The organism is Promicromonospora umidemergens, assembly GCF_024171995.1.
GTDB classification, from domain to species: Bacteria; Actinomycetota; Actinomycetes; order Actinomycetales; family Cellulomonadaceae; genus Promicromonospora; species Promicromonospora umidemergens.
The window spans coordinates 20,302-38,009 of sequence record NZ_JAMTCT010000034.1 but is presented as its reverse complement, the minus strand read 5'-3'; the positions used below and the strand labels follow the sequence as shown (position 1 = coordinate 38,009).

Annotated in this window: 22 protein-coding genes; 11 read left to right on the top strand and 11 right to left on the bottom strand. The window is 69.6% G+C overall.

Translation table 11 applies throughout. The features are described from left to right. The 3 genes from APR04_RS28700 to APR04_RS28690 all read left to right on the top strand — a co-directional run. Positions 1-178, top strand: a 178-nt coding sequence (locus APR04_RS28700) for a YnfA family protein (protein WP_253877741.1), incomplete at its 5' end; no start/stop codon positions are given. A gap of 20 nt (positions 179-198) precedes the next feature. Further along, positions 199-477 (top strand): hypothetical protein, encoded by a 279-nt coding sequence (locus tag APR04_RS28695; RefSeq protein WP_253877735.1) that lies wholly within the window; start codon positions 199-201, stop codon positions 475-477. 530 nt (positions 478-1,007) lie between these two features. Beyond that, positions 1,008-2,441 (top strand): MFS transporter, encoded by a 1,434-nt coding sequence (locus tag APR04_RS28690; protein ID WP_253877732.1) that lies wholly within the window; start codon positions 1,008-1,010, stop codon positions 2,439-2,441. Positions 2,442-2,611: 170 nt separating this feature from the next. Here APR04_RS28690 and APR04_RS28685 read toward each other — a convergent pair whose 3' ends face one another. From APR04_RS28685 to APR04_RS28650, 8 genes are all read right to left on the bottom strand, one after another. Further along, complete coding sequence (locus APR04_RS28685; protein WP_253877730.1) at positions 2,612-3,076, bottom strand: hypothetical protein; 465 nt, start codon at positions 3,074-3,076, stop codon at positions 2,612-2,614. A 60-nt stretch (positions 3,077-3,136) separates the two neighbouring features. Then, positions 3,137-3,628 carry a M15 family metallopeptidase gene (locus APR04_RS28680; RefSeq protein ID WP_253877727.1) on the bottom strand — a complete coding sequence of 164 codons (492 nt, stop codon included), beginning with the start codon at positions 3,626-3,628 and terminating at the stop codon, positions 3,137-3,139. Between the two features lie 520 nt (positions 3,629-4,148). Beyond that, a complete protein-coding gene (locus APR04_RS28675) occupies positions 4,149-4,997 on the bottom strand; it encodes a F510_1955 family glycosylhydrolase (protein ID WP_253877721.1) in 849 nt (282 codons plus the stop codon). Further along, on the bottom strand, positions 4,994-5,446 hold the full coding sequence (locus tag APR04_RS28670) for a hypothetical protein (RefSeq protein WP_253877719.1): 453 nt from the start codon (positions 5,444-5,446) through the stop codon (positions 4,994-4,996). The genes APR04_RS28675 and APR04_RS28670 overlap by 4 nt, the downstream gene beginning before the upstream one ends. Before the next feature lie 104 nt (positions 5,447-5,550). Then, positions 5,551-6,414, bottom strand: a complete 864-nt coding sequence (locus tag APR04_RS28665) for a C40 family peptidase (protein WP_253877717.1) — start codon at positions 6,412-6,414, stop codon at positions 5,551-5,553. A 106-nt stretch (positions 6,415-6,520) separates the two neighbouring features. Beyond that, entirely contained in the window at positions 6,521-6,961 is a 441-nt protein-coding gene (locus tag APR04_RS28660) for a hypothetical protein (RefSeq protein ID WP_253877715.1), read from the bottom strand. 108 nt (positions 6,962-7,069) lie between these two features. Then, entirely contained in the window at positions 7,070-7,588 is a 519-nt protein-coding gene (locus APR04_RS28655; RefSeq protein ID WP_253877713.1) for a DUF2269 domain-containing protein, read from the bottom strand. Then, entirely contained in the window at positions 7,588-7,755 is a 168-nt protein-coding gene (locus APR04_RS28650) for a hypothetical protein (RefSeq protein WP_253877710.1), read from the bottom strand. Before APR04_RS28650 ends, APR04_RS28655 begins: the two co-directional genes overlap by 1 nt. 102 nt (positions 7,756-7,857) lie before the next feature. On the opposite strand from APR04_RS28650, the gene APR04_RS28645 reads away from it, so the two are divergent. Further along, positions 7,858-8,490, top strand: coding sequence for a TetR/AcrR family transcriptional regulator (locus APR04_RS28645; protein ID WP_253877708.1), 633 nt, complete (start codon positions 7,858-7,860; stop codon positions 8,488-8,490). A gap of 60 nt (positions 8,491-8,550) precedes the next feature. Here the strand turns inward: APR04_RS28645 and APR04_RS28640 are convergent, their stop codons facing one another. Both APR04_RS28640 and APR04_RS28635 read right to left on the bottom strand, forming a co-directional pair. Then, on the bottom strand, positions 8,551-8,697 hold the full coding sequence (locus APR04_RS28640; RefSeq protein WP_301313108.1) for a DUF305 domain-containing protein: 147 nt from the start codon (positions 8,695-8,697) through the stop codon (positions 8,551-8,553). Between the two features lie 439 nt (positions 8,698-9,136). Beyond that, positions 9,137-9,397 (bottom strand): hypothetical protein, encoded by a 261-nt coding sequence (locus APR04_RS28635; RefSeq protein WP_253877704.1) that lies wholly within the window; start codon positions 9,395-9,397, stop codon positions 9,137-9,139. An 86-nt stretch (positions 9,398-9,483) separates the two neighbouring features. Between APR04_RS28635 and APR04_RS28630 the strand changes: the two genes are divergently transcribed. From APR04_RS28630 to APR04_RS28605, 6 genes are all read left to right on the top strand, one after another. Further along, the gene (locus APR04_RS28630) at positions 9,484-9,699 is read left to right on the top strand and encodes a heavy-metal-associated domain-containing protein (RefSeq protein WP_253877702.1); all 216 of its coding nucleotides are present in this window, start codon (positions 9,484-9,486) and stop codon (positions 9,697-9,699) included. 196 nt (positions 9,700-9,895) lie between these two features. After that, on the top strand, positions 9,896-10,039 hold the full coding sequence (locus APR04_RS28625; RefSeq protein ID WP_372496184.1) for a YHS domain-containing protein: 144 nt from the start codon (positions 9,896-9,898) through the stop codon (positions 10,037-10,039). A gap of 82 nt (positions 10,040-10,121) precedes the next feature. Next, positions 10,122-12,440: a heavy metal translocating P-type ATPase gene (locus APR04_RS28620; RefSeq protein ID WP_372496183.1), complete on the top strand. Its 2,319-nt coding sequence runs from the start codon at positions 10,122-10,124 to the stop codon at positions 12,438-12,440. Positions 12,441-12,564: 124 nt separating this feature from the next. Then, positions 12,565-13,023 (top strand): DUF6153 family protein, encoded by a 459-nt coding sequence (locus tag APR04_RS28615; RefSeq protein WP_253877700.1) that lies wholly within the window; start codon positions 12,565-12,567, stop codon positions 13,021-13,023. Positions 13,024-13,131: 108 nt separating this feature from the next. Further along, positions 13,132-13,722, top strand: coding sequence for a DUF305 domain-containing protein (locus tag APR04_RS28610; protein ID WP_253877688.1), 591 nt, complete (start codon positions 13,132-13,134; stop codon positions 13,720-13,722). Between the two features lie 73 nt (positions 13,723-13,795). After that, positions 13,796-15,229, top strand: a complete 1,434-nt coding sequence (locus APR04_RS28605; protein WP_253877686.1) for a copper resistance CopC/CopD family protein — start codon at positions 13,796-13,798, stop codon at positions 15,227-15,229. A 279-nt stretch (positions 15,230-15,508) separates the two neighbouring features. Here APR04_RS28605 and APR04_RS28600 read toward each other — a convergent pair whose 3' ends face one another. After that, complete coding sequence (locus APR04_RS28600; protein ID WP_253877684.1) at positions 15,509-16,906, bottom strand: MFS transporter; 1,398 nt, start codon at positions 16,904-16,906, stop codon at positions 15,509-15,511. A gap of 91 nt (positions 16,907-16,997) precedes the next feature. Between APR04_RS28600 and APR04_RS28595 the strand changes: the two genes are divergently transcribed. After that, a complete protein-coding gene (locus tag APR04_RS28595) occupies positions 16,998-17,582 on the top strand; it encodes a TetR/AcrR family transcriptional regulator (RefSeq protein ID WP_253877682.1) in 585 nt (194 codons plus the stop codon). Positions 17,583-17,708: the final 126 nt, after the last annotated feature.

Sequence of the window (17,708 nt, the reverse complement as noted above, 5' to 3'; positions counted from 1 at the left end):
CCAGCCCGACGCCAACTTCGGCCGCATCCTGGCCGCCTACGGCGGGATCTTCGTCGCCGGATCCCTGGCGTGGGGCATGGTGATGGACGGCTTCAGACCAGACCGCTACGACGCGATCGGTGCACTGGTCTGCCTCGCCGGCGTCGCCGTGATCATGTACGCGCCGCGACCCGCCTGACGCACCAGGGAAGGCCCACGATGACACTCAGCGACAGCTCACAACCGATCTCACGACGGGTACAGGTGCTGCAGGTCCCCGACTGCCCCCTGGTCGACGGGTTGCTTAACCTGATCCGGAACGCCGGAGCCGAGACCGGCATCCAGGTGGACGTACAGGTGGTCGTCGGCGACTACCCCTCCCCGACCCTGGTGATCGACGGGCTGGACGGCGCCACCGGTAGACCGGTCGCGACGACCACCTGCTGCCGACTAGACCTACCCACACACGAACAGATCACGGCCGCCCTCGCGCCCTGAACGACACGACCGATCGCTATCAGACAGGACGGTCAGCTGCCACGGACGCGTTGGTGGTGAGCACAGATCCCTTATCTGCGCTCGGACTGAGACTGCTCGGACGAGATCCTGTCCGCGCCCCCAACCTGGCGACACCTGCGCAGCAGGTCGCGGATCCTGGCCGCGATCGAGCTCGACCTGCACCATGAGTGGCTGTCTGACGACCGACACGTGGCACCGCTTGCCACCCACACTCAGACTTTAATGTGCCGGAATTGCGGGGTTTACCACATGTCAGAAGGGACAGCGGTATCCGCGCTGGTGAGGCGGCAGATCGGTCCTTCAGTCGCTCCGACACCCCTGGTACGTCCTGGACGGGGTCGACGAAGCCCAGGAAGTCATAGCGGCGGCGGCTGGATCCCGTGACGCGATCGTCCACCGCCGCCCCACCTCGATCTGCTTTCCTGTTGACTCAGTACCCCCCGGGGGTATACACATACCCCACTGAACGGGTACCCCCACTGGGTATCCCGTGGGAGAGAGGGAATGACATGTCAGCACCAACGGCAGCCCCGGCAGGACGCCGGTGGCTCGGGCTCGCGCTCATCGCCGCAGCCCAGTTCGTCGTCATCATGGACACGTCGATCATCGGCGTGGCCCTTCCGGACATGCAGGCCGAGCTCGGGTTCACGCCCGAGTCGCTGTCCTGGGTGTTCAATGCCTACGTCGTCGCCTTCGGTGGCCTGCTGCTCCTCGGCGGGCGGCTCTCGGACCTCCTCGGAGCCCGGAAGGTGTTCACCAGCGGCTGGCTGATCCTCGCCGCCGGTTCCGTGCTCGCCGGGGCGGCCGGCAACATCGGCGTTGAGATCGCCGGACGCGCGGTCCAGGGTGCGGGCGCCGCGCTCATCGCCCCGGCGGCGCTCAGCCTGCTGATGGCCCTCTTCGGCGGCACCAGCGAACTGCCTCGCGCGTTCGCCGTCTACGGCGCGGCGGCGCCGATCGGCGGCACAGCCGGCGTCTTCCTCGGCGGCGTGCTCACCGAGTGGGCGAGCTGGCCATGGGTCTTCTACATCACGGTCCCGATCGCCGCACTCGTCGTCCTACTCACGCCCAGTGCACTACCCGCCGTCGCAGGTGGGCGCGGCTCCGTCGACGTCGGTGGCGCGACCACCGGCACGGTCGGCCTCGCGGCTCTCGTCTACGGCGTCGTCCGCGCTCCCGAGGCGGGCTGGACCGCCACTGAGACACTGATCGCGCTCGGCACCGGCGTGGTCCTGCTCGCCGCGTTCTTCGTCATCCAGGCCCGTTCGCGGCAGCCGCTGCTGCGGCTGGCGATCTTCCGTACCCCGCTGCTCGGTGCGGCGAACCTCGCCCAGCTCCTGCTCGGTGCAGCCTGGGTGCCCATGTGGTTCTTCCTGAACCTCTACCTGCAGCAGGTCCTGGGCGCCGGGGCGTTCGCGGCCGGGGCGGCCCTGCTCCCGATAACGGTGCTGATCGTGCTCGGCATGACGCTCGTCGCACCGCGGCTCCTGGCACGGTTCGGCGCCAGGGCCCTGATCGTCGCCGGGTTCGGGTTCCTCGCCGCCGGCCTCGCGTGGCTGGCGTTCGCCCGCCCGGACGGCACCTATGTCGTCGACGTGCTGCCCGCCTCGCTGGTCGCGGCGTTCGGTATGGCGCTGGCGTTCGTACCGTCGCTCGGCACGGCGATCGGCGCGGCCCGGCCGGAGGAGACCGGCGTGGCCTCGGGGCTGGTCAACACCAGCTATCAGATCGGCTCGGCCGTGGGGCTCGCGGCCCTGACGGTGCTGAGCTCGACGATCGCGGCCGGCGCCGTCGACCCGGAGGCACTGACCGGTGGCTACTCCGCCGCGTTCATCGGCGCAGCAGTCGTCGCGGTCTTCGGCGGTGTCATCACCCTCGCCGCACTACGGACCCGACAGCGTGCGGAGGCCACCGCGGTTGACCTGGATACGGTCGCCGGCTGAGCGACAAACCGAGCCGAGTGACCAGGAGGCGCGGGTCTCAAGACCCGCGTCTCTTCAACCCGTCATCTGAACGGACAGGGCCGCGCTGATCGATGCCGAGGCTCGCCGCGCGAACGTGGCGTCGTCCCAAGACCGTCGCCGTCGTGTGTCCGACCTGAGCCCGGCGTCCGTCACATGTCGTTCGATCCTGCCCGGTCGATGATCAGGGGTACCAGCTCCTCAGGGACGTCTTCGACGCCGGGGCCGCCGTCTTGGAGCCACTGGCAAAGCCGGGCGGTCGGCTCGTCGCCGGCGAGGCGTTCGAACCACACGGGCCTGCCTGCTGCCTCACGCCCGGCGCCGCTCGGACGTGCAACGACGACGTCTCCCCGCTCGCATTCGTCCAGGCACTCGGACAGGGTCAGGCGCGCAACGCCGGCCGCGTCCAGTCGGCACAGCCGGGCGAGCTGGCCGCCCGGCATCGTGTCGGTCTCACCCAGTGTCTCTCCGGCGCACAGACTGCACGCCGTCAGACCAGGGGTCGACGTCGCAGCACGGGCCGGTGAAGTCTCAAGCACGCCCGGATAGTACCCCCCTTGGGTATGGCGTTCGGACCTGTTGAATGCGGCGGTGATGTGATCCTCCATCTCGCGCATCGCCGTCTGGCACGCTCGCAGCATGCCGGACAGGGACCATGTTTGGTCGAAGTTGGTGCCTCAGTGGTCGTCGATCTGCGCCACGGCGGCAGTGAATTCCCAGTGCCATGGTTCGTACGGTCCAGAGCCGCCCTCCCGTGCCCATTCCGGGTTGTCCCACCCGTACTCGGGACCGTGCGCCTTGAGCCAGTCCCAGCGTTCACCGGCGTAGCCGTCGGCGCATATGTCCACGGCAAGCCCCCAGCCGTGGTTAGACCGGCCCGGTGTTGCCGTCAGGGTGGGCTTTGCCGCTTTCGCGGCGACCTGCTGCGCGTAGCTGCGGTAGCCGTCCGTGATGCATATCGACTCACCGAACCGAGCGCTGTATGCCTCGTTCATGCGCGCAAACGCCACGGCCGCGTCGGCACGGATCGGCGGGTGGCCGTCCCACAGGTCGCACAACTCGCTCTGCGGCACCTGGCCGTTGAGTCCCGAGCCTGTCGCTTCGCCATCGCAACCAGGCAGGACCGGCGGGGCCTCGACCCGCACAGGTGCCGACTCCTCGACCGGCATCGACGCATCAGGGGGCACGATGACACCAGCGGCAGATGTTCCGCGTGGTGAACGCTCCTGACCGCGTGACGCTCCGCTCCGCCGGTCGGGCACCGCCGCAGCCATGCTCGACGGCGACGGACCGGATGCCACTACGGCGTCAGCCCCTCCTGACCGGTCGTGCTCATCGTCTCCCGCCGCCCCGACGTTCGCGGCGACCGTGAACGATGTCGTGGTGGCCAGAGCGATCCCCAAACCAAGAGTCAACGACCATTGCCCTGTGGCCGGAGGTAACGTGCGGCGCGGTGAGGCCGCGTGCCGGCCCTTGCGACGCCGTCCTCGGCTACGCCGCGTCTGCGCCCCTGAGCCCTCGGCCAGGGCCACGAGCCGGGACGAGGGCGCATCTCGTCCATGCCTCATCGCTTCCTCCGACGTAGGCAGTGGTGTGGAACGTGCAGTAGGTGACGAGCGAACGTGCACCCTCGAGCCGTCGGTGTCGTGGCGTACGTCCTGGCCATTGGGCCGACGCCTGTGGAGCAGTTCACTGATCGACCATCGGGGAGAACGTGGCCCCGCCGTCGGTGGAGGCGAGCACGTTGCCGTCGGCGGCTGCGTAGATCTGCGTGCCTGAAGCGATAGTCAGTGCCTCGGGCTGCCCGTCCAGGCGAGCCTGCTCGGTCCACTCATCGGTGGGATCCTGCGCGGTGTAGACGACGCCGTCCGGGGTCACGCCGGCCAGCGTGCCGTCGTCGGCCCAGCTAACGAAGATCATCACCGGTGCGGACCCGACCAGCTCGAACGTGGCTCCGCCGTCCGTGCTGCGGGCCAGGCCCTGCTCAGTGGTGGCCACCAGGACGTCGGCGTCCGCTGGACTGACAGAGAAGTCCGCGATCGGGGCGCTGCTGACCTCTTCCCAGGACTTCTTGTCGGTGCTGGCCAGGAGCTGGCCAGTCATCGAGTTGAGCCCGTACACGCGGTCGTGGCGGTACTCGAGTGCGTGGAAGTCCGCCTGGCCGCTCAAGGAGAGCGTCTTCCAGGTCTGGCCGACGTCGGTGCTCTCGATGAGGCCGACCGAGCTCGGGCCGCCCTGTCCTGGGCCGGGGTGGCCGCTGGCCAGGAACTGGCCCGGTCCGGCGACGGTGAATCCCATGTAGTCCTGCACTCGGTCCGCGACCCGGCTCGCCTGGCCGTCGGCGATCCGGAACAGGCCGTGGTGCGTTCCCGCGTAGACGACGCCGTCGCCCGGATTGATCCCGATCCCGTGGATATGTTCCATCTTTGGGGCTGCTCCGGTGTCGCTCTGGCCGTCGTGCAGGGTATCGGCGGCCAGCCTCGGGATGATGAGCGCGGCGACGACAAGACCGACGGCGAGCGTGATCCCGACGGTCATGACAATGGATCTTGGTCGAGCCACGACTGGGCCTTTCTCGTGGGCATACGGGAATCGGCGTCGTGTCGCTGCCTGGTGAGTGTCGTGATCGCCAGAAGGATCGCGAGCACCAGGATCACGGCCCCGCCGGCCAGGGCGAGCGGGGTCGGGAACCCGGCCACGGTGGTGTGGTGGTCGCCCGTTGTCGGTTCAGGTACGGAGGCCGCGACGGCAGGGCTCGGATCGTTCCGCAGGGACTGGAGGGCCACCGGGGCTTCGGCCACAGGCAGGGCGACCTCATCCCTCGGGGCTGCAGGGGCCGACGGCGCAAGCTGGCCGTGTGCCGATGCGGGTAGCTGGGCGAGCCCGAGCAGCAACAGCGTGGCCAGCACGACCTCGCGCACCGGCGGGCGCGAGCGGCGCCTCGGCATCGCTCCGGTGGACAGGTCAGGACTCAGGTGGGGGTGCATAAGGTCTCTCAACTCAAGCGGTACCGAGACATCGCAGTGGCGGGAGCACGCCACCCGGTGAGCGGCGTGAGGGCGGGCATCGGCCCGCCCTCACGCCATGTAGGTCAGCCGACCCGCAGGACGACCGGGTTGGACTGCCAGACCTGGGTGTACCGGACCGACTTGCCCGGCACCGGTGCCTCGATCTGCATGCCGTCACCGGCGTAGATCGCTATGTGGCCGGGCGACCAGAGCAGGTCACCGGGCTGCGCCTGGGACCAGGGCACCTCGGTCCCCGCGTACCGCTGCTCGGACGACGTCCGGGGAAGGTTGATCCCGACCTGCGCGAAGACGTAGGACGTGAACCCGGAGCAGTCCATCCCGGCCGGGGTCTCGCCGCCCCACAGGTACGGCACCCCGAGGTACCGCATCCCGATGGACACGATGGCCGACCCCTTCGCAGAGGCCGGGACGTCGACCGCGACGGCGGCGGCAGCCTCCGCATCGGCAGCCGCGGCGGCTTCTGCCTCCTCCTCGGCGGCTGCGGCGGCTTCTGCCTCCGCCTCTGCTTCGGCCTCGGCGGCGAGCTCCGCCTGGTACTCCTCGTTCTCCTCGGCCGAGACGACGGAGACGGCGGCCGTCTCGACCTTCAGCTCCGCATCGGGAGCGACGGTCACCACGGGGGCGGCGGCGACAGACTCCTTGGCCTGGGTGGTCAGGGCGTTGAGGGCAGCCGAGTTCAGCGCGCCCTGGACCGGCTGGCTGGCTAGCGAGGCGCTGAGTTCCGTGGCCGGCGCGGCCTGCGCGGGGGCGGCCACCAGGGACAGCAGGACGCCGGAACCGGCCGCCGCCGCCACGGCGGTACGGCCGGCGAACGTGGTGATCTGCTCGGTGGCGGTTCGGGCGACGTCGGCCAGGACGGGGCGGCGCGCCGCCCGGTGACGACCACGGCCGCGCACGGCCGGGGTCGGGTTGAAGCTGGGCTCCATGAAAGCTGGGACCTTTCGGATCGGAGTAGAACCACACGCGCGACCCTTCGGGGCGCGCTGAACCGGCCGACACCCAGGTGGGGTGGTGTCGACGCGGTGAGGTGGTCTACGTCCGGGAGATCCCCAGGGCATGCAGCGACGGCGCTGCCGCTCGGGCCAGGCCCGACGGAGCCTGGCGTTCGTGGTGCCCGATGTCGGGCACCAGCCACTGCTGGGCAAGGGACGGCGCCCCGGCCAGGTCCATCGAGGGCGACAGCGTCCGGTCGTACCGCGCGGTCACCGTGCGGTCTTCAGCGCAGTCGTTCGGGTCCTCGCCGGGGTGCTCCGCACCGATCTGCGCGGCATGATCCGCCGCGGCGACGGAGTGCGCGTGCTCTTCGACGGCGCCGTGCGACGGCGTGCCGCTGTGGTCGACCTGATGCGGATGGACACCGCACACGGCCTGCACACCCAGGACAGCGAGCACGAGGAACATGACCGTCAGGACGCTCGCGAACCCGCGCCGAGGAGCGGCGAGCAGCGAGCGAGCGGCACGAGTCAGGTTCATAGCGAGCCCAACAGTAACGGTATGGACACGGTGTCCGGCAACACCAGATGGCGATGAGGACCGTCCTGGGCCTCGTTTCGCTGCCACGATGCGCACTGATCGTGCAGGTCAGGTGTGTGGGCTCGTCGTGCGGCGGTCCTGTGCGCGACGCCAGCCGTAGCGGGTCATCCCACGCGGCTTGTAGATGTTCAGCACCAGCGGGACCAGCAGCACGACCAAACCACCCACGGCATGGAACAGGTCCCCGCCGAGCTGGTCGACGTCACCCGTCGGTTCCGCGGCGACGGCGGACATCGCCTCGACGGCCGGCAGGTGGAGCACCAGGACCACGAACGCGAACGCGGTCAGGGCGAGGCTGATCGTGACCCAGTAGTGCCGCACCAGCCCCCAGGGTGTCCCGAGGGCCTGGACGATCCCGGTGATCAGGGCCACCGCCGCAAGCGGGATGAGGGCATACCGCAGGACGGGCTCCATCATCAGGTACGCCGCCCGGACGGTCTGCTCGTCGTCGCTGACGTAGGTCGGCACGTTGAGGGCGATGTATGCGGCGATCGCTCCGATCCAACCCACCGAGGCCGTGACATGGACCGTCAGCATCAGCTTCCGGATCCCCGGTGACATCTGCATCAGCCGTGCATCCCGGGACCGTGCCCACCGCCGGCGAGCAGCATCGCCGCGACAATCACAATCACGGCGACGACAGCGCCGATGGCAAGCATCTTGGCCCACCGGGGCGGGCCTGGATGCCCCTGGGCCGCCTTGCCTGCGGTCGGGCCGGGTGCGTTCTCGGTCATCGTCGTCTCCTCGGGTCAGCGGTGGTCGCTCTCGTCGTTCGATACAGACTGTATCGAGCATGTACAGAGTGTCACATCAGCGACGAGGCGTATCATCGTCAGGTGCCGAAGCTGTGGGAGGAATCGATCGACGGACACCGCCGATCCGTACGTGACGCCATCACACAGGCCGCCTGGCGACTGGCCGAAGAGCACGGACCGCTCTCACTGACCATGTCGCAGGTGGCAGAGGCCGCGGGTATCGGACGGGCAACCCTCTACAAATACTTCTCGGACGTCGAGTCGATCCTGGTCGCCCACCACGCACGGCACGTCGAGGACCATCTCCGGACGCTGGAAGACCTGCGCGGAAAGACTCAACCGCCGGGCGCCCGGCTCGTGGCCGTCGCCGAGGAGTACGCGTCCATCTGCTTCCACCGAGGCCGACACTCCTCCGCGGACATCAGGTCACTGGTGCATCGCGGGCCCGAGGTCGCCGACGTGGAGCGCCGTCTGCATGGTGTCTTCACTGACCTGATCGCACAGGCGGCGGCAGAGCATCTGGTGCGCTCAGACCTCGACGCGGAGGAGCTCGCTGTGTACTGCCGCCGCGCGCTGGAAGCGGCCGGTGAGATGAAGGACCTCGACGGGGTCGCCCGACTCACCCGGGTAGTCCTGGACGGGCTCGGATACACGCCTGAGCACCAGGACCACAGCCAGCGGGCAGCGGGCAAAACCCATCGCCGGACCCACTAGTACCCGTATCGGCAGCCGTGGGCGGTGCGCCGCAGCGAGGTCAGCGCACCGCCGCCGGGGTCACATGCCTGCGAGCAGGCCCTCCGTCGTCCGGATCTCGCTGGTCTGAGAGCTGACTATGGTGCTGGCCATCTCGACTGCCGCCTCGTTGGCCCCGTCCTCGACCTCAGTCTGAGCCATCTCGATAGCTCCCTCGTGGTGGACCATCATCGGCTCGACACACATGGCTCAGAACTCAAAACCTGGTGAACGCGCTGCTGCCTGGACTGCTGCTCCCCATCCATTAGGGGATAGGTCGACCGCGACGGGCGAACCATCGGGAGCTAGGCCTGCCTCGATTCGACCCGGAGCACCCTTCACAAACACAAAGTGGACGAACGGAGGGGCGTCCTTACCTGCAGCGACTACACCGGTATAGAGAGCTTCCTCGTCTGCCAGTTGCACGGCGAGCATGGGATTCAGCTGGTGAACACGCCCGTCGTCGGCACGCACGACGAATGCGTGTGCGCGAGCCGTCAGCGGAGACGCCTCGTCGAGAACGAGTGCAACGTAGACCGAGTCGTCAGAAGCTTCGACCAGGATGCTCCTGTTGCCGGCTTGCAGGCGCTGTCTTGTGTCCCACCAGGAAGTGATGTCAGTACCTCTCTCAGAAGCAGAGGGTCACGGGCGTGCCGTACTTGGTTGTATAACCCAGGTTCCGTGAAAGGGCTTTAGCTCCAGACGCTGCATGTGCCTCGATCCGCTCGCTCCGGCCCGTGAGCACGCTCTTGGTGACCGGGGTGCGGTTGATGCCGCCCGCGTCGGCAATCAGGGCCGAGGACAGGTGTGGCACGTTGGCTCTCAGCTCCCGGAGCGCAGCCTGCGAGGCCGCGCCGTGCCCTACCACGACGACGTCGAACTTGTTCATGCTCGCCCCTTGCATAGGATACCCGGGCTGGGTATGTTCTCTCTGGAACATACCCCCTATGGGTACCTGACAGAAGGGATAGATTCATGAGCCAGACCACCACGACCTACGCAGTGGCCGGAATGACATGTGGCCACTGCGAGATGTCGGTGACCGAAGAGGTCACCCAGGTGCCGGGAGTGGATGGCGTGAAGGTGAGCGCCTCGACGGGCCGTCTCGAAGTGACGAGCTCCGCGCCTGTGGACGACTCGAACGTGCTGGCCGCAGTCGCCGAGGCCGGCTACAGCGCGCAGCGGGTCTGAACGCGCTGACGCGACGTATCTGCCTCCCCCTGATCCGGAACCGAAGGGCTTCTTTCTCATGGCGCACGGCCACACGCATGACCACGGCACCCACGACCACGGTGACGCGCACGAAAGTTCCGCACCGGCTGCCGCTTGCGGCCACGCCGCGGACACGAGCGGCCTGAGCGCCGAGGACGTCGCAGACTGCCCCGTCATGCCTGGCAGCTCGGTCGTCAAGGCCGACGCCGAGGCCGCGGGTCTGTTCCGCGATCACGACGGCGCGCGGTACTGGTTCTGCTGCGACGCGTGCGGGCCGCTGTTCGACGCTGACCCCGAGCGGTACGTCACCGCGGCCTGAGCCCGGCGGTCGTGGGCGAGCACCCAGTCGCCCACGGCCGCCCCTCTTGCCCATCTACTCCACCCAGCGAAGGCTGATCACCATGAGCCAGGACCACCAGCACCACCACGTGCCGACCGGCGATGGGACCGCCGGTCACAACGAGCACCATCACCACCCGACCGCCCTCTCTGGTGATGACGTGCACGCGGGGCACAGTGCACCCGATCAGCACAGCCACGATCACGGCGGCCACGACAGCCCCGATCCGGCGCACGACCGGCACGGCGGAGCCGACGAGCACGCCATGCACGCCGACCACAGCAGTCACGGTGGCCAGACCGACCACGGCGGCCACAGTGGCCATGCAGGTGGTCACTCCGGTCACGGAGGGCACGGCGACCACGTCGGCCAGTTCCGGCGCTTGTTCTGGATCATGCTCGTCATCGCCGTGCCGGTAGTCGCCGCATCGGGCATGTTCGCGATGATCCTGGGCTACGCGCTGCCGGACGTCCCGGGCCTGGCCTGGGTGTCGCCGGTCCTTGGCACGGTCATGTACGTGTGGGGCGGACGGCCGTTCCTCACCGGTGCCGTATCGGAGATCCGGGCCCGTAAGCCCGGGATGATGCTGCTGATCGGACTGGCGATCACGGTCGCGTTCCTGGCGTCCTGGGGTGCGAGCCTGGGAGTGCTGGACCATCAGCTCGACTTCTGGTGGGAGCTGGCGCTGCTGATCGTGATCATGCTGCTCGGCCACTGGATCGAGATGCGGTCGCTGGCCCAGACGACGTCGGCGCTGGACTCGCTGGCCGCGCTGCTGCCCGACGAGGCGGAACGTGTCGAGGGTGAGGACGTGGTCACCGTGTCGCCGTCCGACCTCCGGGTCGGCGACGTGGTGGTCGTGCGCCCGGGTGGTCGGGTGCCCGCCGACGGCAAGGTCGTGCAGGGCTCGGCCAGCATGGACGAGTCGATGATCACCGGAGAGTCGCGCCCGGTACGGCGGGCCGAGGGCGACCCCGTCGTCGCGGGGACCGTGGCGACCGACTCCGGAGTGCGCGTCCAGGTCACCGCCGTCGGGCAGGACACCGCTCTGGCCGGCATCCAGCGCCTGGTCACCGATGCCCAGAACTCCAGCTCCCGGGCGCAGCGGCTGGCGGACACGGCCGCCGGGTGGCTGTTCTGGTTCGCCCTGGGTGCGGCCGTGATCACCGCGTTGGTCTGGTCGGTCGCCGGTATGCCGGACGACGCCGTCGTCCGCACGATCACGGTGCTTGTCATCGCCTGCCCCCACGCTCTCGGTCTGGCCATCCCGCTGGTGGTGTCCATCGCGACCGAGCGTGCGGCGCGCGGCGGCGTGCTGGTCAAGGACCGGCTCGCCCTGGAGAGCATGCGCACCGTCACCTCCGTGCTGTTCGACAAGACCGGGACGCTCACCAAGGGTCAGCCGACCGTCACCGAGGTCCACCCCACCGGCGACAACGAGTCAGACACCGTCCTGGCGCTGGCCGCTGCTGCCGAGTCCGACTCCGAGCACCCCCTGGCGCGCGCGATCGTGCAGGCGGCACGTTCCCGCAGCCTGCAGGTCCCTGGCGCCACCGACTTCACCTCCTCTCCTGCCGTGGGCGTCAGCGCCACGGTCCAGGGGCAGACGATCGCCGTGGGCGGCCCCTACCTGCTCGAGCAGCACGACACCGCCGAGCTGGCGGTTGCCGACCAGTGGCGCGCGGACGGCGCGATCATCCTGCACGTGCTGGTCGACGGCCAGGTCGCCGGTGCGCTCAAGCTCGCCGACGAGATCCGCCCCGAGTCGCGTCAGGCCGTCGACGCGCTGCACGCCCAGGGAGTGCAGGTCGTGATGATCACCGGCGACGCCGAGGCCGTGGCCAAGACCGTCGCCGAAGAGCTCGGCATCGACAGGTACTTCGCCGGTGTCCGCCCGGAGGACAAGTCCGCGAAGGTGCGCCAGCTGCAGGACGAGGGCCGCAAGGTCGCGATGGTCGGCGACGGCGTCAACGACGCCCCGGCGCTGGCGCAGGCCGACGTCGGGATCGCGATCGGCGCTGGGACCGACGTCGCGATCGCGTCAGCCGGAGTCATCCTGGCCAGCGACGACCCCCGTTCGGTGCTGTCGGTGATCGAGCTGTCCCGTGCGAGCTACCGCAAGATGAAGCAGAACCTGTGGTGGGCAGCCGGGTACAACCTCATCTCCGTACCGCTGGCCGCGGGCGTGCTCGCCCCGATCGGGTTCGTCCTGCCGATGTCGGTCGGCGCGGTCCTGATGTCCCTGTCCACGATCGTCGTCGCGGCGAACGCCCAGCTCCTGCGCCGTCTGGACCTTCGCCCCGAGATCAGCGCCCGTACGATCCGCGACCGTGCCACGGTCACCCCACAGGATCGCGAGCACGTCGATAGCCGCAAGTGACGAGGGAGATCGTGACCATCCAGAACTGGCGCCCCATGACCCGTCGGTCGCGGGCCGCTCGTTCGCGACGAGGCGTAGACAGGTGGTTTCCGTGCGGCACCCGCCGTCGACTACTGTCCGTGACGTGCGCGTGATCTCGCTCCTCCGCTCGGCCGTCGCCGAGCCCGGGCGACGCCTGAACGGCGCACTGGTGATCCTCACGGTCATCATCGGCGTGGTCACCATGCACCAGATGAGCGGGTCCCCGGCCTCGCACGGGTACGGGCCGCACGACGCCTCCGTCGTCGCCACGCAGAGCGCCGTCACCGACGGCGTGCCGCCGACGGTGACACCGGCCGGCGGCCACGTCACGCCGGAGCCGGCCGAGCAGGAGGGCGACTGCTGCGAGGGGTGTGGCGGGCACGACGCCGCCATGGCGATGTGTCTCATGATCCTCGTCGCGCTGCTGGCGCTCGTCGTACCCGTACGACGGCTCCTGTGGCGGGCCTTGCCCGCGTGGTCGGTGCCCCTGGCGCGGGTCGTGACCGACCTGCGTGCGGTCGCCGCGCCTTCCTTGCACGAGCTCTGCATCTCCCGGACGTAGACCCGGCGTCGGCGCGCACCGTGCCGACCCCACCAGCGCGACCACGCCCCGCGTGACGCGCAGATGAGTGCTACCCCGAAGATCGAGACGAGCTAGAGGAAGATTTTGATGAAGCGTACCCTGATGTCCGCCGTTGTCCTGGCCGGCGCCCTCGCCCTGGCCGGCTGCTCAGGCTCGCAGGAGCCCGCGGAGCACGACATGTCCACCATGGCCGGCTCGGAGTCCGGCGACGGGGCGGCCCACAACGAGGCGGACATGATGTTCGCGCAGATGATGATCCCGCACCACGAGCAGGCGGTCGAGATGTCGGACATCGTCCTGGCGAAGGACGGGACGAACCCCGAGGTCACGGCGCTGGCCACCCAGATCAAGGCGGCCCAGGCACCGGAGATGGAGCAGCTCGGCCAGTGGCTCGACTCGTGGGGCGCCGAGCGCACCGCGCAGGAGCACGACGGCCACGACGCGATGAGCGGCATGATGACCGAGGAGGACATGCAGGCGCTGGACAGCGCCACTCCGCCCGAGAGCGACCGGTTGTTCCTGGAGCAGATGATCGCGCACCACGAGGGCGCCGTCGAGATGGCTCAGACCGAGATCAAGGACGGCAGCGACGCGGCCGCCGTCGAGATGGCGCAGACCATCGTCGACACGCAGACCGCCGAGATCGGGACGATGGAGGACCTGCTCGCGTCCATGTGACCGACGTCCATGTGACCGATGGGTGGTGCGCCGGCGACGAGCCGGCGCACCACCCGCTCGTGAGGAGTCCTTCATGGTCCGACCCTCCAGGGTCACGCGCGCCTCGGCCCGGCTGGTCGTCGGCCTGCTCGCGGCGTTCGTGCTCGCGACGTGGTGCGCCCCGTTCGCCTCCGCCCACACCAAGCTCGAGTCGACGGTGCCCGCCGCCGGCTCGACCTCCGACGTCCCCGTCGCCGAGGTCGCGCTGAGGTTCACGCTCCCGGTGACGCCGCTCGGCGACGGAATTGTCGTCGTCGGCCCCGCCGGCACGGTCGCGGCCGACGTCGCCTCCGCGGAGGGCGGCCTCGTCCTCGTGGCGACACCGCGCGAACCGCTGGCCGCCGGCGACTACACGGTGACCTGGACGGCTGCCGCCCAGGACGGCCACCCGCTGGAGGGCACCTTCGGCTTCACCGTCGCCGGCGCGGGTCCCGCCCCGAGCGAGTCCGCCGCTCCCGAGGAGCAGTCCGAGGACACCGGCGATGAGCACACCGACGGCCCGCACGGCGCCCACGACATGGGCAACATGGACGGGATGGACCACGATGCCATGGCGATGGACAGCCCGGCGAGCAACGCCGCGCAGGCCGTCGCGCGTCTGGGCAGCGCTGCCGCCCTCTGGGGCGCGCTGGTCGGCGCCGGCGCTCTGGCGTTCGCCGCTCTCGTGCTGCGCGCGGAGGACCGGGAGGATGTCCCCGTCGTGCTCCGGGTGGTCCGCGGGGCGGGCCTGCTGATCCTGGGCGGTCTCGTCATCCACGTCGCCGCTGGTTCCGTGCACCTGGCGCACGGCGACCTCGCCGCCGCAGTCTCGCCCTCCGCGATCGCGGACTCGCTCACCGGCACCACCCGCTGGGCCCTCGGTCTGCAGGCCGTCGGCGCTGTGGCGATCGCGGCCGGCGCCCGGCGCACCGTGCCGGGCTCGTGGCTCGCGATCCTCGGCGGCGTGCTCGTGGGCGCCGGGCACGTGCTCGGCGGTCACAGCAACACCGCCGAGCCGCGCTGGCTGGTCGTGAGCGCCGACGTCGCGCACCTCGCGGCCGCAGCCACGTGGGTGGGTGGCGTCGTCGCGATGTGGATCCTGCTGCGCCGCCGCAGCCGTGACGGCCGGGCCCTGGATGCCGCGCTGATCGGCGCCCGGTTCTCCGTCGTCGCGGCCGTGGCCGTCGCCGTGGTGGGCGCCGCCGGCGTGGTGCTGGCGGTCGAGATCGTCGACCGTCCGGAGCAGCTCTGGGAGAGCGCCTGGGGAATCCTCCTGCTCGCCAAGGTGGGCGTCGTCTTGGTGGTCGGGGCGATCGGGGCGTACAGCCACTTCCGGGTCGTGCCCCGCCTCGAGTCCCGGCGGTTCCGGCAGCGCAGCGCCCGCAAGGCGGGCAACTTGCTGCGCCGCAGCGCCATCCGGGAAACCTCGCTGATGGTGGTGATCGTGCTGATCACGGCCTGGCTGGTCGCGGCGTCCGTCACGGACTGACTTCAGCGCGGCAAATCAGACCGGGCGTGCCCCGGGCGACCAGCAGCGTGAACGCCGTGCTGAGGAGGGTCGAGGGAGCCTGCACCGAGGAACATGACCGTGCCGTTCCAGGTGGACAGCAGCACGCCACCAAGACCGGGGCCGACGAACCCATCCAGCTGGGTGAAGCTCTGCGCGCCGAACAAGCCGCGGTCTTCCTGCGACGCGATCCGGTTGATGACCGCGAGCTCGCGCCGCAGGAGGATGGTCAGGAACGTGCCCGACGACGAGCGTTATCGCTCAGTGGGTGGCGGGGCGGCCGGGCGTTAGCGCAGCGGCCACCAGCGCCCCGCCGCTCGCAACGAATGCCATCACGACGAAGCCGTTCGTGAACCCGGTGAGGGTGTCTCCGACAAGACTGGCCGCCGCGACGCTGGACACGACCGCGGCTCCGATGGACGCACCGAACTCGTGGAAGGTGCTCACCAGACCTGAGGCGACACCGGCCTCGTGGGGCGCGACCTGACCGAGAGCGGTCGCCGAGGCGACGACATATAGCGCGCCGGTCCCGGCGCCCGCGATCGCGACGCCCACGGTCACCGCGACGGGTTCCGTCCAGAGCGCGGGCACGGCCAGGCCGATCGCCGCGACGAGCAGGCCAGTCACCGCCAGGGCGCGCGCTCCGAGCCGGGCAATGGCACGGCCGGTGAGGTTGGCGCCGAGCATCGTGGCGAGCGCGACCGGAAGGAAGAGCAGGCCGGTCTGCAGTGCGCCGTAGCCGCGTGCGTGCTGGAAGTAGAACGTGCCCAGGAAGAACACCGCGATCATCAGGATCGTCGCCATCAAGATGAGGAAGGTGCCGGTCGCCACCGGTCGTCGCGCGAGCAGGGCGACGTCCATGAGCGGTGAACGCGCGGTCCGCTGCCAGAGGACGAACGCGAAATAGCCGACGACGACCAGCAGCACGAGCCACCCGGTGACGGGCGTCAGCCACCCGTCCTCTCCAGCGTTGATGAGCGCGTAGATCAGTGCGCCCGACGATGCGGTGACGAGCAGCGCGCCAAGTACGTCGAGCCGGGCGCGCGGCACGGCTCCGCTCTGCCGGGGCAACAGGACGGCAAGGCCGACAAGGATTACCAGGCCGATCGGGACGTTGACGTAGAAGACCCAGGGCCAGCCCGGCCCGGCGGTGAGCAGCCCGCCCACGAGGAGGCCGAGGGCCGCGCCACCGCCGCCCAGCGCTGACCACACGCCAAGAGCCTTGTTCCGCTCCTCGCCGTCGAACAGCGTCACGACCAGCGAAAGCGCCGCCGGTGAGAGCAGCGCCGCGCCGACGCCCTGGGCGATGCGACCGCCCAGGAGCAGGACGGCGGAGTCAGCCAGCCCCGTCAACAGTGACGCGGCCGTGAAGATCAGCAGACCCGCGAGCACTACCCGCTTGGCCCCGATCAGGTCGGCGAGGCGTCCGCCCAACAGCATCAGGCCGCCGAACGTGAGCGTGTACGCGCTCACCATCCAGGTCAGTGCCGCCCGGCTCAGGCCCAGGTCGGTCTCGATGTGCGGTAGGGCGATGGCCACGACGGTCACGTCAAGGATCAGCATCAGCTGCGCGACCCCGAGGAACCCCAGGATGCGCCAGCGCAACGGATGGCCTGCCTCTTGCCGTTCGGCTGCCGTGGGGGTTTCGTTCGTTGTCATCGCGTCCTCCATGGACTAAGTCGTATTTCGAAGTACGAGTTACAAGAGTGAGCATAACCCGTATATTCCCGTACGAGATAGACTGGGTGGCATGAGCACCGACATCCGCCCGCGGAGGCGAGCAGACGCCGAGCGCAGCATCGTCCGCATCGTGTCCGCGGCACGCGCCAGCCTGAGCGAGGACCCGGACGCGACCATCGACGCCATCGCTGCGGCCGCGGGCGTGGGCCGGATGACGCTCTACGGACACTTCAAGACCCGCGCGGAGCTGGTAGAGGCCGCCCTTATCGACGCACTGCGGGCCGGCGAGGAGACACTGTCGGCTGTCGACCTCGGCGGTGATGCGCGAGGCGCCCTGAACCGGTTGCTCGCGTCCAGCTGGGCGCTGGTCGCGGAGTCAGCGGCGCTACTCGCTGCCGCCCAGGGCGTTTTGCCCGCCGGCCGCATCCGTGACCTTCATGCGGGCCCGGGTGAGCGGATCGAGGAACTCGTCCGCCGTGGCCAGCACGAGGGGGTTTTCCGCACGGACCTGCCGATCGACTGGCTGGTGAACGTCGTGCACTACGTCCTGCACGGTGCCGCCGAGGAGAGCCGTGACGGACGCATCAAGACTGCAGACGTCGCCGATGTCGTCACCGCGACCGTGCGGTCGATTCTGGATCGCCCCTCGACGTAGGCACAGCGCCGAAGGGATCGGCCGGCCGGAGTGCTGGCTTCGTGACCAGTCTCTGTTCACGAAGAAGTGCCGCGTCCGGGACTGCCCTCGGATGGTTGACGTCTGATCCGTACCGGCCTGAGGTCG

Coding starts and splice junctions, on each gene's coding strand:
- APR04_RS28605 (WP_253877686.1), top strand. CDS start 13,796: ATGGTCCGACCCTCCAGGGTCACGCGCGCCTCGGCCCGGCTGGTCGTC.
- APR04_RS28620 (WP_372496183.1), top strand. CDS start 10,122: ATGAGCCAGGACCACCAGCACCACCACGTGCCGACCGGCGATGGGACC.
- APR04_RS28610 (WP_253877688.1), top strand. CDS start 13,132: ATGAAGCGTACCCTGATGTCCGCCGTTGTCCTGGCCGGCGCCCTCGCC.
- APR04_RS28600 (WP_253877684.1), bottom strand. CDS start 16,906: ATGACAACGAACGAAACCCCCACGGCAGCCGAACGGCAAGAGGCAGGC.
- APR04_RS28655 (WP_253877713.1), bottom strand. CDS start 7,588: ATGCAGATGTCACCGGGGATCCGGAAGCTGATGCTGACGGTCCATGTC.
- APR04_RS28595 (WP_253877682.1), top strand. CDS start 16,998: ATGAGCACCGACATCCGCCCGCGGAGGCGAGCAGACGCCGAGCGCAGC.
- APR04_RS28695 (WP_253877735.1), top strand. CDS start 199: ATGACACTCAGCGACAGCTCACAACCGATCTCACGACGGGTACAGGTG.
- APR04_RS28675 (WP_253877721.1), bottom strand. CDS start 4,997: ATGACCGTCGGGATCACGCTCGCCGTCGGTCTTGTCGTCGCCGCGCTC.
- APR04_RS28670 (WP_253877719.1), bottom strand. CDS start 5,446: ATGCACCCCCACCTGAGTCCTGACCTGTCCACCGGAGCGATGCCGAGG.
- APR04_RS28690 (WP_253877732.1), top strand. CDS start 1,008: ATGTCAGCACCAACGGCAGCCCCGGCAGGACGCCGGTGGCTCGGGCTC.
- APR04_RS28685 (WP_253877730.1), bottom strand. CDS start 3,076: ATGCGCGAGATGGAGGATCACATCACCGCCGCATTCAACAGGTCCGAA.
- APR04_RS28650 (WP_253877710.1), bottom strand. CDS start 7,755: ATGACCGAGAACGCACCCGGCCCGACCGCAGGCAAGGCGGCCCAGGGG.
- APR04_RS28665 (WP_253877717.1), bottom strand. CDS start 6,414: ATGGAGCCCAGCTTCAACCCGACCCCGGCCGTGCGCGGCCGTGGTCGT.
- APR04_RS28635 (WP_253877704.1), bottom strand. CDS start 9,397: ATGAACAAGTTCGACGTCGTCGTGGTAGGGCACGGCGCGGCCTCGCAG.
- APR04_RS28680 (WP_253877727.1), bottom strand. CDS start 3,628: ATGCCGGTCGAGGAGTCGGCACCTGTGCGGGTCGAGGCCCCGCCGGTC.
- APR04_RS28640 (WP_301313108.1), bottom strand. CDS start 8,697: ATGGTCCACCACGAGGGAGCTATCGAGATGGCTCAGACTGAGGTCGAG.
- APR04_RS28630 (WP_253877702.1), top strand. CDS start 9,484: ATGAGCCAGACCACCACGACCTACGCAGTGGCCGGAATGACATGTGGC.
- APR04_RS28625 (WP_372496184.1), top strand. CDS start 9,896: ATGCCTGGCAGCTCGGTCGTCAAGGCCGACGCCGAGGCCGCGGGTCTG.
- APR04_RS28660 (WP_253877715.1), bottom strand. CDS start 6,961: ATGAACCTGACTCGTGCCGCTCGCTCGCTGCTCGCCGCTCCTCGGCGC.